We start from the raw sequence: 13,173 nt of genomic DNA, 5'->3' as shown, positions 1-13,173 counted from the left end.
TCCCGCGTTGACAGCCTGCGCATTCCAATGTATCCGATATAGGTAACAGATGGTGCGATAAACGACAATAGCGGGGGAGGCCATGTCGCAGACGCAACGATCCGGCACATCCTGCCCGTTTTCAGAACGTGCCCGCAGCTTCGACCCGTTCGGCCCCGCCTATCAGGCCGACCCGGCAGAGGCGCTGCGCTGGTCGCGCGAGGAAGAACCGGTCTTTTACAGTGAGGCGCTCGGCTATTGGGTCGTCAGCCGATATGACGACATCAAGGCCGTCTTCCGCGACAACATCACCTTCTCGCCCGCAAACGCGTTGGAAAAGATCACCCCCGCCACGCCGGAGGCGATGGAAGTGCTGAAGCGTGAAGGCTACGGCATGAACCGCACTCTGGTGAACGAGGACGAGCCCGCGCATATGGCCCGCCGGCGTTTGCTGCTGGATGCTTTCGCGCCCGAAGCTTTGGCGGCGCATGCGCCCATGGTCCGCAGATTGGTGCGCGAACGGCTTGATGATATCATCGACCGGGGCCAATCCGATCTGGTTCAGGACATGCTGTGGGACGTGCCGCTGTTGGTCGCGCTGCATTTCCTCGGCGTGCCGGAAGACGATATCGAGACGCTGCGCAGCTTTTCGGTCGCGCATACGGTGAACACCTGGGGCAAGCCCACGCCGGGGCAGCAGGTGGCGGTGGCCGAAGGGGTTGCGAAGTTCTGGACCTATTCCGGCGAGGTGCTGGCCCGGATGTCGGCGCAGGTCGATGCGGGCGATGAGGTGCATGGCTGGATGTATGACATGATCCGGCAGAATCGCGTCGCGCCCGAGATCGTGACGGATAATTACCTGCATTCGATGATGATGGCGATCATCGTGGCGGCGCATGAGACGACGGCGCTTGCCTCGGCCAACGCCTTTCGCGAGCTGCTTGGCGACCGGCATCAATGGGACGCGATCTGTGCCGATCCCGCGTTGATCCCCGCCGCGGTCGAGGAATGTCTGCGCCATTCCGGCTCGATGGTGGCCTGGCGCCGCGTGGCGACCCGGGATGCCGAGATTGGCGGCGAGACCATCCCTGAGGGCGGCAAGATCCTGATGGTGATGGCCTCGGGCAATCACGATCCCCGCCATTTCGAGAGCCCGGATGCGCTGAATATCTGGCGCGACAATTCGGCCGACCATCTGACCTTCGGCTATGGCGCGCATCAATGCATGGGAAAGAATATCGGTCGGATGGAGATGGCGATCATCCTCGAAGAGGTTTCCCGGCGCATTCCGCATCTGTATCTGGACGATCAGGACTTTACCTATCTCCCGAATATCTCGCTGCGCGGGCCCGAGGCTCTGCATGTCAGCTGGGACCCGGCGCAGAACCCCGAGAGACATGACCCGTCTTTGCGCGAGGCCGGACGGGACTTTCCGGTCGGCGCGCCGGACCGCAAGGCGATTACTCGCAACCTTGAGATCGCCGACGCCATGCCTCTGGCCGACGGCGTTCTGGGCGTGACCCTGCGCGATCCGGCAGGGGGTGCGCTTCCCTCATGGTCACCTGGCGCCCATATCGACATCGTGCTGCCAGAGGGAGAGAGCCGGAAATACTCGCTTTGCGGCCCCGCCGATACCGGCGATTGGCGCATTGCCGTGCTGCGTGAGAATGAGGGCCGCGGCGGCTCTCGCTGGATGCACAAGAATGCGGCGGCTGGCGCGCAGCTGCGCGTGCGCGGCCCGCATAATCACTTCCGGCTGGAGGAAGACGCGTCGCAGCATATCCTGATCGCCGGCGGCATCGGAATCACCCCGATCATCGCCATGGCCGACCGGCTGAAATCGCTGGGGCGGAACTATGAGCTGCACTATGCAGGGCGGTCGCGGCGGCGCATGGCGCATCTGGATCGCGCCCGTGCCGATCATGGCGACCGCTTGCATCTTCATGTGAGCGAGGAGGGCGCGCGCGCCGATCTCGCCGCCATCATCCGCGATGCGCCGCCACGCAGCTTCATTGCGGCCTGCGGTCCTGCGAGACTGTTGAAGGCCCTCGACGAGCTGGTGGCCCGCCGCGACGATCTGACCCTGCGATTCGAACATTTCGCAACGGATGAGTCGGCAGGGGATCTCGCCTCGGGAAAGCCTTTCGATATTCGCTGCGCCGATAGCGATCTGACCCTGCATGTCCCGGAGGACCGTAGCCTGTTGCAGACATTGCGCGCCGCCGGGATCGATGTCCCTTCGGACTGCGAGGAAGGCATCTGCGGTAGCTGTGAACTGGCGGTCGAAGCGGGCGAGATCGACCATCGCGACCGCGTGCTCACAGCCAGCGAGCGGGCGGCGGGCGACCGCATCATGACTTGCTGCTCACGCGGTAAGGGAAAGTTAACACTCAAGATATAACAACAGTCCAGATTGGGAGGACATAATCTATGAAGACCACCATCGCAGCCAGCCTTCTGGCGCTTGCGGCCGCGGCTCCGGCCATGGCTGAAACAAAGCTCTCGCTCAGCCATTACCTGCCCGCCGTGCATGGCATCCATACCGACTTTATCGAGCCCTGGACCAAGCAGGTCAGCGAATGCTCGGGCGGTGAGGTCAGCTTCGAGATCTTTCCCGGTGGCACGCAAAAGGGGAATGTCGCCAAGCAGCAGGAACAGGTGCTGGCCGGTGTCGTCGACATCGCGCACGGCTTGTCGGGCATCCCGCGCGGGCGCTTCAACCGCACGTCGCTTGTGGAAATGCCGTTCCTGACCCGTGATGCGGGTGCCGCCACACATGCCCTCTGGTCGCTCTATAACGAGGGCGAGCTGGGCGACGAATATGATGGTCTGAAGGTGCTCGCGCTGCATGCGCATAATGGCGGGCTGCTGCACACCAACGGCACCAAGGTCGAGACGATGGAGGATATGCAGGGCCTTCGCATCCGCACGCCCTCCCCGCCGGTTTCCGAAATGCTGACCTTCCTCGGCGCGACCCCTCAGGGCCTCCCGCCGGGCGAGGTGTATGAGAATATCCAGCGCAAGGTGATCGACGGCACTGTCTTTCCGTGGGACCCGGTGAAAAGCTTCGGTCTTAACGAGGTGCTGACCGACCATCTGGATATGGGTGCCTATACCGTCTCGTTCTTCTTCGTGATGAACCAGGACAAATATGACAGCCTGCCCGAAAATGTGCAGCAATGTATCGACGACGCGTCGGGCGACAACCTGGTCGGCAATTTCGGTGATTGGTGGGACAAATGGGATGCAGCCGGCCGCGAAGAGGCCGAAGCGGCGGGCCACAGCATCACTGAACTGTCGGACGAAGAGCGTGATCGCTGGCGCGAGGCGCTCGGCCCGATGATCGACGAATATCTGTCGACGATGCAGTCCGAGGGCGTCGAGGACGCGCCCGAGCTGTATCAGAAGTTCCAGGACAAGGTGGCCGAATTCGAAGGCCAGCAACCGGCGGAATAAGCCTCGTCGCTCTCAGCTTTGCCGTGGCGCGGCCCTGCAGCGCCACGGCAGACGAAGCCCTGAAGGAGTCCCCATGCCATCGTTTTTGCGACGTATCGACGGCCTGATCGAGTTGCTGGCCGCGATCGGCGTGCTGGCCTATTGCGCGGCCGCTCTGGTCAGCGTTGCGGATGTGATCGGTCGCCGTATGGGCGCGCCTGTGCCGGGCGTGGTCGATCTGGTTCAGCTTTTCATCATGGCTGGGGCGTGGCTGTCGATCCCGTGGGGGTTCTCGGTCGCCGCCCATGTCGGGGTGGACTTCCTGATCGAGCGCCTGCCAGACGGCGTCAGCAGGTTTCTGCGGGGGCTGGCCGCAGCCTCGGCTGCCGTGCTTCTTGTGCTGATCTTCATCGAGTGCATTCCGACCTATCGCATGCAGGTCATGCTGGGAGACAAATCACAGCAGCTCGGCATCCCCATCGCTTTCTACTGGCTGCCGCTTCTGGGCGGGGTCGCGGCGTCCGTGCTGGCGTTGATCCCGGTGCTGCTGCGGTTGGTCTTAAATATGCCGCAAACCCGAACCGCCGCGCATTGAGTTCATCATGTCCATGCCATTCATCGGCCTTGCCGGCTTCATTCTCACCCTCGTCCTCATCGGCTTCGGGTTTCCTGTCGCGATCTCGATGGCTGTCATCGGCCTTGCCGGCATCGCGTTGAGCGGCGGGCTGGATCAGGCCGCCTATGTGCTGTCCACCGCGCCCTTCGAATCGATCTTCCCCTACAGCTTCAGCGTCATCCCGCTTTTCGTGCTGATGGGAGTGTTTGCCGCCCATGCCGGGCTGTCGCGCTCGCTTTTCGATGTCATCAACGCCTTTGTCGGCCAGTGGCGCGGCGGGCTGGCCGTGTCCACCGTCGGCGCCTCGGCGATATTCGGCGCGATCTGCGGCTCGTCCCTGGCCACGGTGGCCACAATCGGCCGTGTCGCCATGCCCGAGATGCGGCGCTATGATTACGACGACAGTCTGGCCGCGGCCTCGGTCGCGGCAGGCGGAACGCTGGGGGTGCTGATCCCGCCCTCGATCATTCTGGTGATCTTTGGGCTGCTGACACAGACGCCGATCGGCGCGTTGTTCATGGGGGCCATCATTCCGGGCATCCTTGGCACGGTTCTTTATGCGCTCGCAGTGATCGTCAGGACGCGGCGCAACCCTGCGCTCGGCCCCGCGGGCGCACGCGTCGATTGGGGACGCCGCGTGGCGTTGCTTGGTCGGGTATGGCCGGTGGTGCTCTTGTTCGGCCTCGTGATCGGCGGAATGCAGCTTGGCTGGTTCTCCCCGACCGAAGCAGCGGCGGTGGGCGCGGTCGGCGCCTTTCTCCTGGCGCTCGTGATGGGCGGGCTGAGCGCATCGGTTCTGCGAGAGATCGTGCGCGAGACCGCTGCGCTGACGGGAATGATCTTCCTGATCCTGATCGGGGCCGCATTCTTCAACTTCTTCCTCGAGACCACAGGCCTGCCCATGATGCTGGCCGAGGTGATCGGTAATTCCGGCCTCCATCCCACGATGGTGATGGTGCTGATCCTGCTGTTCTATGTCGTGCTCGGCTGCTTCATGGATTCGATGTCCATGGTGTTGCTGACCGTGCCGCTGCTGGCTCCGGTGGCGATTGCGCTGGAATATGACATGGTCTGGTTCGGCGTGCTGGTCGTGACCGTGGCCGAGATCGGGCTGATCACCCCGCCTGTCGGCATGAACCTGTTCGTGGTTCAGGCCACCGCGCCGGGGCTGCGGCAGGAAACCGTCATTCGCGGCATCCTGCCCTTTATCGGGGCCGATGTGCTGCGGCTGGCGCTGCTGCTGATCTTTCCGTGGCTGGTCTGGTCGGGGCTGTAGCCCTGCCAGGTCATGGCAGCTCGGAAATGATCGCCTGTGCCGCGCCGCGCGGGTCGGCAGCTTGCCAGACGGGTCGGCCCACGACGATATGATCTGCCCCGGCGGATATGGCCGCCGCGGGGGTTTCGACCCGTTTCTGATCGCCCAGATCCGATCCCGCCGGACGCACTCCGGGTGTCACGATCAGCCGACCCTTCGATTGCGGCAGGGCGCGGATCGCGGTCGCTTCGCGCGGCGAAGCGATGACGCCATCGGCCCCCGCCTCGAAGGCGCGGGCGGCGCGTTCCACGGTCAGATCATGAAGGTCTCCGGGCTGAATCATCGCCGCATCGAGATCGCCCCGGTCGAGCGAGGTCAGCACCGTCACCCCAAGGATCTTCAAATCCGAGCCCGACGCGCCTTCTTTCGCAGCGCGAACCACATGAGGGTCGCCATGAACGGTCAGGAAATCCAGATCGAACTGCGCCAGACCGCGCACCGCGGCCTCGACCGTGGCGCTGATGTCGAACAGCTTCATGTCGAGGAAGATCCGCTTGCCGTGATCGTCCTTGAGCTCGCGCGCGAGCGCCAGTCCGCCCCCGGTCAGCATCCCGAGTCCGATCTTGTAGAATGACACCGCGTCGCCGATGCGCTCTGCCATCTCCAGCCCGGCCACTGCATTGCCCACATCCAGTGCCACGATCAAACGGTCATCCATGCTTTCTCTCCATCGGGTGGCGGGCTTGCATAAAAGGCCGCGCTTGCCCAATCTGCGACCAGCCTCGCCTTAACGGAGAAATCCATGTCAAGCCAGATGATCGCAGAGCTTCTTGGCCAGAATGCCGCAATGCTTCTGCTGGCGTTCGTTATCCTTGTCGCGGTGCTGATGGCGGTGCGGATCGTCCCGCAATCCGAGAAATACGTGGTCGAGCGCTTCGGGCGGCTGCGTTCGGTGCTGGGGCCGGGAATCAATCTGATCGTGCCTTTCATCGACCGCGTGCGACACAAGATCTCGATCCTGGAACGGCAGCTGCCGACGTCGAGTCAGGATGCGATTACCGCCGACAACGTTCTGGTGCAGGTGGAAACCAGCGTCTTTTACCGCATTCTCGAGCCGGAAAAGACCGTTTACCGCATCCGAGATATCGATGGCGCCATCGCCACGACCGTTGCTGGCATCGTCCGGTCCGAGATCGGCATGATGGAGCTGGATCAGGTTCAGTCGAACCGCGCGCAGCTGATCGAGCGGGTGAAGGAATCGGTCGCGAATGCGGTCGATGACTGGGGTGTCGAGGTGACCCGCGCCGAGATCCTTGACGTCAATCTCGACGACGCCACACGCGCGGCGATGTTGCAGCAGCTGAACGCCGAACGCGCCCGCCGCGCCCATGTCACTGAAGCCGAGGGCAAGCGCCGCGCGGTCGAACTTGCGGCTGATGGCGAGCTTTACGCCGCCGAGCAGCAGGCCAAGGCGAAGCGGATTCTCGCCGAGGCCGAGGCTTTCGCAACCAGCGCCATGTCAGAAGCGATTTCCAGGGGCGGTCTCGAAGCGGCCCAGTATCAGGTCGCGATGCGGCAGGTCGAGGCTCTGACCGAGATTGGCAAGGGTGAGGGAAAGCAGACACTGGTCCTGCCCGCGAATGCAGTCGAGGCGTTGGGCGACGCATTCCGCTTGTTGCGCGGGGCGCCGAAGTGATGTGGCTGAACGGCTGGACATGGATCATCGTCGCTCTGATCATCTCGACGCTGGAGCTCCTGGTTCCGGGCTATGTCTTTCTGGGCATCGCCATTTCCTGCGCGATGATGGGACTGGTCCTGCTCAGTGGCGTTTTCGCCCCCGGACTGCCGCTTCTGCTGATACTCATCGCCGCGCTATCGGGTGTGATCTGGCTGATCCTGCGCAAGGTGATGGGCGTGCGGAAGGGGCAGGTGCGGATCTGGGACAGGGATATTAACGACGATTGAATGATGCCGTCTGGGCCGGCTTTGGTGAGAGGTGCGGGATAATGGCGCTTTGGGTTGCGCTCGCGGTGCTTGCCGCCGCGATGATCTGGGTCCGCATGGGGCGCTCTGGTGGCGATACCGGGCCGTCTCGCGCTTCGCGTGGCCGGAAGAAATGTCGCTGGCGGCTGGTCGATGACCGCCGCGCGCTGATGGAGTTTCACTGCGATACCTGCAAAGCCGCCGGTTACAGCCGGTCGAAAAGCGGCCCCGAGCAATGCAAGAGGCCGCTCGGCGGCGGGCTATAGCGTCAGGCGATCGGAACAGGTGGGTTGAGCAGGTCGTCATGGAAGGCGGCCACGACCGGGGCGTGATCGGATTCGGGGTGTTTCTCATCGCCCGCGAAGGCCACGGATTCATCGGGCAGGATTTCGTTATGGATCTCGGCATGTGAAAACGCCTGCACGAAACCGCGTGAGGCGAGAAGATGGTCGATCATCTCGCCCTGTCCGTGATGGAACAGCGTATAGCGGCTGCTTTCGGGCACGTTGTTTTCGAGCGGCATCATTACCCGGTGGCCGAGCCTGCCATTGCCGGTATCCTCGGTCCGGCCGCGCAGCGCCATGACCGGCACCTCGTCGCTGTTTGCGTTGAGGTCGCCCGCCACGATGATGAGCGCGCGGGGATCGGCTTCGAAGATGAAATCGATCACCGCCCGCGCTTCAAGCGCTGCCCCGACGCGCTTCATCGAAGATACGAAGAAGCCCTCCGCCCATCCGGCGGCGCTCGTCCATGTATAGCGGTCTTCCATCAGATTGCTGGCGGGCGTGGCGAGCTTTGATTTGAAATGGGCGTTGAGGATATGCATCTCGACACCGTTAGGGCTGGCGATCCGGGTCCAGAGCAGCGGACGTTCCCAGTTCAGCCGCCTGGGCTCCGCGTCCCCGGCGACGGTGCGCTGATAATAGGGGTTCGGGACGAATTCACCATTCACCTGCTGGGCTTCCATAAGCTGGAAATCGGGCGGGATCAGCGTCACCAGATTGCGCTTGTCATAGACCTGCGAACCGTCGCGAAGCCGGGTCGAGATGACCTGGTGGCGTGCATAGCGCGTGCCCGAGATCAGCGCCTTCAGCGCCAGCAGATCGCGCGGAAGGCCGGGGCGTTCCTGCCCGTGCACCTCCTGGAGGCAGAGAATATCGGCGCGCAGCCGTTCGAGCGCAGGGCGCAGCACGGCGGCGCGTTCGGCGAATGTCGGGCGGCCCGGCTCGTCCGCCGGATCCTCGTCCAGATTTTCCATATTGAAGGTGGCGATGCGGAACATGAGGGCCTCTTGAAGGGTTCTGTTGCTATTGTAACACACCTGCCCGATCACCATGTGACAGGGCGAAGACCCGCACCGGGCCGTGCCACGAATGGGCGGCGCCACAGGCGGGGGCTGCAAAGGAGAGATATCCATGGATATGGAAAAATTTACCGAGCGTTCGCGTGGGTTCATGCAGGCCGCTCAGACCATTGCGATTCGCGAGGAAAACCAGCGTGTCGTGCCGGAGCACCTGCTGAAGGCCCTGATCGATGACGATCAGGGATTTGCAACAAATCTGATCACGAAATCCGGTGGTGATGCCAAGGCCGTGCGCCAGGCTGTCGATGCGGCCGTTGCCAAGCTGCCCAAAGTCTCGGGCGGCGAGGGGCAGGTCTATGTCGACCCGTCGCTGGTCCGCGTGCTGGATGAGGCGCAGAAGCTCGCTCAGAAAGCGGGGGACAGTTTCGTTCCGGCAGAGCGGATTCTGACCGCGCTTGCCGTGGCCAACACCAATGCCAAGGATGCGCTGGCTGCCGGCAAGGTGAACGCGCAATCTCTGAACAGCGCCATCAACGATATTCGCAAGGGCCGCACCGCTGACAGTGCGAGCGCCGAGGACAGCTATGAGGCGCTGGCGAAATACGCGCGCAACCTGACCGAAGCCGCCGAAGCGGGGAAGATCGACCCGATCATCGGCCGTGACGAGGAAATCCGCCGCGCCATGCAGGTGCTGAGCCGCCGAACCAAGAACAACCCGGTTCTGATCGGTGAGCCGGGCGTCGGCAAGACGGCCATCGCCGAAGGGCTGGCGCTGCGCATCATCGATGGCGACGTGCCGGAAAGCCTGCGCAACAAGCAGCTTTGGGCGCTGGATATGGGTGCTCTGATTGCCGGGGCGAAATATCGCGGCGAGTTCGAGGAACGTCTCAAGGCGGTGCTGAAGGAAATCGAGAACGCTGCCGGCGAGATTGTGCTGTTCATCGACGAGCTGCACACGCTGGTCGGTGCTGGCAAGACCGACGGCGCGATGGATGCCGCGAACCTCATCAAGCCTGCGCTCGCACGGGGCGAGCTGCATTGCGTCGGCGCCACTACGCTGGACGAATATCGCAAATATATCGAGAAGGACGCGGCGCTTGCTCGTCGTTTCCAGCCGGTGATGGTCGAGGAACCCACCGTCGAGGACACGATCAGCATTCTGCGCGGCATCAAGGAGAAGTATGAGCTTCACCACGGGGTGCGCGTCTCGGACGCGGCTCTGGTGGCCGCGGCCGAGCTGTCGAACCGCTATATCACCGACCGCTTCCTTCCCGACAAGGCGATCGACCTCGTGGACGAGGCCGCCAGCCGTCTGCGGATGGAGGTGGACAGCAAACCCGAGGAGCTGGATGCGCTCGACCGGCAGATCCTGCAAATGCAGATCGAGGCCGAGGCGCTGAAGAAAGAGGACGATGCGGCCAGCAAGGATCGGCTTGAACGGCTTGAGAAAGAACTTGGCGATCTGACCGACCGGTCCAAGGCGATGACTGCGCGCTGGCAGGCCGAACGCGACAAGCTGGAAGGTGCGCGTGGGCTCAAGGAACAGCTCGACCGCGCCCGTGCCGAGCTGGATCAGGCCAAGCGCGAGGGCAATCTCGCCCGCGCGGGCGAGCTGTCCTATGGCATCATCCCTGGGTTGGAGAAGCAGCTTAGCGATGCGGAAGGCGATGAAAGCGCCGATGGGGTCATGGTCGAGGAAGCCGTCCGTCCCGAGCAAATCGCCGAAGTTGTCGAACGCTGGACCGGCATCCCGACCAGCAAGATGCTGGAGGGCGAGCGCGAGAAGCTGCTGAAGATGGAAGAGATCCTGTCTCAGCGTGTGATCGGGCAGGACGAGGCGGTGACCGCCATTGCCCGCTCGGTCCGCCGTGCGCGTGCGGGGCTGAACGAGGAAAGCCGCCCGCTCGGGTCGTTCCTCTTCCTCGGCCCGACCGGTGTCGGCAAGACCGAGCTGACCAAGGCCATCGCCGAGTATATGTTCGACGACGAGAACGCGATGATCCGCATCGACATGTCGGAATATATGGAGAAGCATTCGGTCGCCCGTCTGATCGGCGCGCCTCCCGGATATGTAGGCTATGACGAAGGCGGGGCGCTGACCGAGGCCGTTCGGCGCAGGCCCTATTCGGTGATCCTGTTTGACGAGGTCGAAAAGGCGCATCCCGATGTGTTCAATGTGCTGCTACAGGTGCTGGATGACGGTCAGCTGACCGACGGGCAGGGCCGCAAGGTCGATTTCAAGAACACGCTGATCGTGTTGACGTCGAATCTCGGCAGCCAGTCGCTGTCGAACCTGCCCGATGACGCCGATTCCACGCAGGCGCGGCAAGAGGTGATGGAGGCGGTCCGGGCGCATTTCCGGCCCGAGTTCCTGAACCGTCTCGACGAGATGATCATATTCCGCAGACTTACGCGTGAAAACATGGACGGCATCGTAAAGATTCAGCTCTGGCTGCTCGAGCAGCGGCTTGCCGCGCGCAAGATCACGCTGGATCTGGATGACAAGGCGATGAGCTGGCTGGCTGATGAGGGCTATGATCCCGTCTTCGGGGCACGGCCGCTCAAACGGGTGATACAGCGGGCACTGCAGGATCCGCTGGCCGAGATGCTGCTTTCGGGCGAGGTCCTGGATGGCCAGACCGTGCCCGTCAGCGCCAATGAAGACGGGTTGCTGGTCGGTGATCATGTCGGCACCGCCGGACACAAGCTTGGCGCGGTGGGCGAAGGCCCGAAGGATGCCACGCTGCACTGAGACGCGGAGGGACGCCCTCGCCTGACCCGGCGAGGGCGTTTTTTCAGGAAATACGGCGATCCACGAAATTGTGAGGTAACTTTTCGGGCGGCTGAAACGTAGCCTTGCTAACAGATAAACCGATCACGTCACCCCGAACGCAGGAGCGCGCCATGAAACTCAGCTGGTCAGATGTCACACCCGAAGCAATCTGGCTGAACCGGCGCAGCTTCATGGCTGGTGCCGCTGCGGGCGCGGCGGCGCTCTCGGCGGGTCCGGCGCTTGCTCTCAGCGGCGCGCCCTCGCGCTTTTCGACAGATGCGGAGCCGAACAGCTTCGAAGAGATTACCAACTACAATAATTTCTATGAGTTCGGCTTCGGCAAGGAAGATCCGGCGCGCTACGCCGATGCGATGACCACCGATCCCTGGTCGGTCGAGATCGGTGGCCTGGTTGAGCGTCCCGGCAGCTATGGCGTCGAAGATCTGGCACCCGAAAACGCGCTTGAAGAACGCATCTACCGTCTGCGATGCGTCGAGGCCTGGTCGATGGTGATTCCATGGCTCGGCGTTCCGCTGGCCGGTGTGCTTGACAAGGCCGGCGTACAGCCCGGCGCGAAATTCGTGCGTTTCGAGACGCTGTATCGCCCCGAAGAGATGCGAGCGCAGCGCGGCGGCGGCATCGACTGGCCCTATCACGAGGGGCTGCGGCTGGATGAGGCCATGCATCCGCTGACGATCCTGGCGACGGGGTTATATGACAAGCCCATGCCCAATCAGAACGGCGCGCCGATCCGGCTGGTGGTGCCGTGGAAATACGGCTTCAAGTCGATCAAGTCGATCGTCAAGATAACATTGACAGACACCCAGCCGGCCACAAGCTGGCAGACCCTGCAACCGCGCGAATATGGCTTCTATGCGAATGTGAACCCTGAAGTGGATCACCCCCGCTGGAGCCAGGCGACCGAGCGTGTCATTGGCGCCGGACTTCTTGGCGGTCGGCAGGAGACGCTGATGTTCAACGGCTATGGCGAGCATGTCGCGGATCTGTATGCCGGCATGGATCTGGCGCAGAATTATTGATGCAACAGCTCAATTCTCTGCTGCGACGCGTTCCCGAATGGGCGGTGTGGATCGCGGGGTCGATCCCGCTTGCGCTGCTGGTCTTCGATGTTTTCGTCGGCAATCTTGGCGTTGATCCGGTCCGCGACATCGAACATCGGCTTGGGCGGACGGCACTGTATTTCCTGATCGGCACACTTGCGATCACCCCGATCCGGCGCGCTTTCAGAATCAATGCCGTTCATCTGCGGCGTGCTCTTGGACTGACCTGCTTCAGCTATGCGGTGCTGCACCTGGCTGCATGGGCGGTGTTCGATATGGGGCTGCTTTGGTCCCAGATGCTGCAGGATGTGGTGAAGCGCCCCTATCTGCTTTTCGGCATGATGGCGATCCTGATTCTGTTCGCCCTCGCGGTAACGTCCAATCGCGCATCGATTCGCCGGATGGGCAAAAACTGGCAGAAGCTGCACAAATTCATCTATGCCGCGGCGATTCTGGCCAGTCTGCACTGGCTATGGGCGCTGAAGCTGCTTGAAGGTTGGCCGCTGTTCTGCACCGGGGCGATTCTCGTCCTGCTCGCCCTGCGCCTGCCGCCGATGGTACGGTTTCTTGGAAATATACGCGAAAAAACAATAGGTTAGAAATTTTCTGGAAATTTTCCGTATAAGCCGCTTGCGCCTGCCGGTCACGACCCGTAGACACCGCCTCACCGAAACGGCGGCGACGCTGGATCGGGCGGGGCTCAGGCAGCCAGGCCAAAAAAGTTGAGAAAGTTTCTTGACGTTTTCGGAACCGGTCGCTAGATAGATC

At 62.7% G+C, this 13,173-nt stretch carries 12 protein-coding genes; 10 read left to right on the top strand and 2 right to left on the bottom strand.

Annotated elements, in window-relative coordinates:
* Window positions 1-82 precede the first annotated feature (82 nt).
* From PAF18_RS12230 to PAF18_RS12215, 4 genes are all read left to right on the top strand, one after another.
* A complete protein-coding gene (locus tag PAF18_RS12230; RefSeq protein ID WP_271115987.1) occupies window positions 83-2,380 on the top strand; it encodes a cytochrome P450/oxidoreductase in 2,298 nt (765 codons plus the stop codon).
* A 29-nt stretch (window positions 2,381-2,409) separates the two neighbouring features.
* Complete coding sequence (locus PAF18_RS12225) at window positions 2,410-3,435, top strand: TRAP transporter substrate-binding protein (protein ID WP_271115986.1); 1,026 nt, start codon at window positions 2,410-2,412, stop codon at window positions 3,433-3,435.
* A 73-nt stretch (window positions 3,436-3,508) separates the two neighbouring features.
* On the top strand, window positions 3,509-4,009 hold the full coding sequence (locus tag PAF18_RS12220; protein WP_271115985.1) for a TRAP transporter small permease: 501 nt from the start codon (window positions 3,509-3,511) through the stop codon (window positions 4,007-4,009).
* Window positions 4,010-4,016: 7 nt separating this feature from the next.
* Window positions 4,017-5,306, top strand: coding sequence for a TRAP transporter large permease (locus PAF18_RS12215; RefSeq protein ID WP_271115984.1), 1,290 nt, complete (start codon window positions 4,017-4,019; stop codon window positions 5,304-5,306).
* 10 nt (window positions 5,307-5,316) lie between these two features.
* Here PAF18_RS12215 and pyrF read toward each other — a convergent pair whose 3' ends face one another.
* The gene (gene pyrF / locus PAF18_RS12210; protein WP_271115983.1) at window positions 5,317-6,003 is read right to left on the bottom strand and encodes an orotidine-5'-phosphate decarboxylase; all 687 of its coding nucleotides are present in this window, start codon (window positions 6,001-6,003) and stop codon (window positions 5,317-5,319) included.
* Between the two features lie 84 nt (window positions 6,004-6,087).
* On the opposite strand from pyrF, the gene PAF18_RS12205 reads away from it, so the two are divergent.
* The 3 genes from PAF18_RS12205 to PAF18_RS12195 are packed head-to-tail and all read left to right on the top strand — an operon-like array spanning window position 6,088 to window position 7,534.
* Complete coding sequence (locus PAF18_RS12205; RefSeq protein WP_271115982.1) at window positions 6,088-6,981, top strand: SPFH domain-containing protein; 894 nt, start codon at window positions 6,088-6,090, stop codon at window positions 6,979-6,981.
* Window positions 6,981-7,250: an NfeD family protein gene (locus tag PAF18_RS12200; protein WP_271118124.1), complete on the top strand. Its 270-nt coding sequence runs from the start codon at window positions 6,981-6,983 to the stop codon at window positions 7,248-7,250. Before PAF18_RS12205 ends, PAF18_RS12200 begins: the two co-directional genes overlap by 1 nt.
* Before the next feature lie 41 nt (window positions 7,251-7,291).
* Window positions 7,292-7,534, top strand: coding sequence for a hypothetical protein (locus PAF18_RS12195; protein WP_271115981.1), 243 nt, complete (start codon window positions 7,292-7,294; stop codon window positions 7,532-7,534).
* 2 nt (window positions 7,535-7,536) lie between these two features.
* Here the strand turns inward: PAF18_RS12195 and PAF18_RS12190 are convergent, their stop codons facing one another.
* Complete coding sequence (locus tag PAF18_RS12190; RefSeq protein WP_271115980.1) at window positions 7,537-8,550, bottom strand: endonuclease/exonuclease/phosphatase family protein; 1,014 nt, start codon at window positions 8,548-8,550, stop codon at window positions 7,537-7,539.
* Window positions 8,551-8,683: 133 nt separating this feature from the next.
* Here PAF18_RS12190 and clpB point away from each other — a divergent pair, with 133 nt between their 5' ends.
* From clpB to msrQ, 3 genes are all read left to right on the top strand, one after another.
* Window positions 8,684-11,323 (top strand): ATP-dependent chaperone ClpB, encoded by a 2,640-nt coding sequence (gene clpB, locus PAF18_RS12185; protein ID WP_271115979.1) that lies wholly within the window; start codon window positions 8,684-8,686, stop codon window positions 11,321-11,323.
* A 152-nt stretch (window positions 11,324-11,475) separates the two neighbouring features.
* Window positions 11,476-12,384, top strand: coding sequence for a protein-methionine-sulfoxide reductase catalytic subunit MsrP (msrP, locus tag PAF18_RS12180; protein WP_271115978.1), 909 nt, complete (start codon window positions 11,476-11,478; stop codon window positions 12,382-12,384).
* A complete protein-coding gene (gene msrQ, locus PAF18_RS12175; protein ID WP_271115977.1) occupies window positions 12,384-13,004 on the top strand; it encodes a protein-methionine-sulfoxide reductase heme-binding subunit MsrQ in 621 nt (206 codons plus the stop codon). Before msrP ends, msrQ begins: the two co-directional genes overlap by 1 nt.
* Window positions 13,005-13,173 lie beyond the last annotated feature (169 nt).

It is taken from the genome of Paracoccus sediminicola, from assembly GCF_027912835.1.
Taxonomy (GTDB): Bacteria; Pseudomonadota; Alphaproteobacteria; order Rhodobacterales; family Rhodobacteraceae; genus Paracoccus; species Paracoccus sediminicola.
Note: the sequence above shows the minus strand (reverse complement) of the source record. Positions and strands in the feature narration are given on the sequence as shown.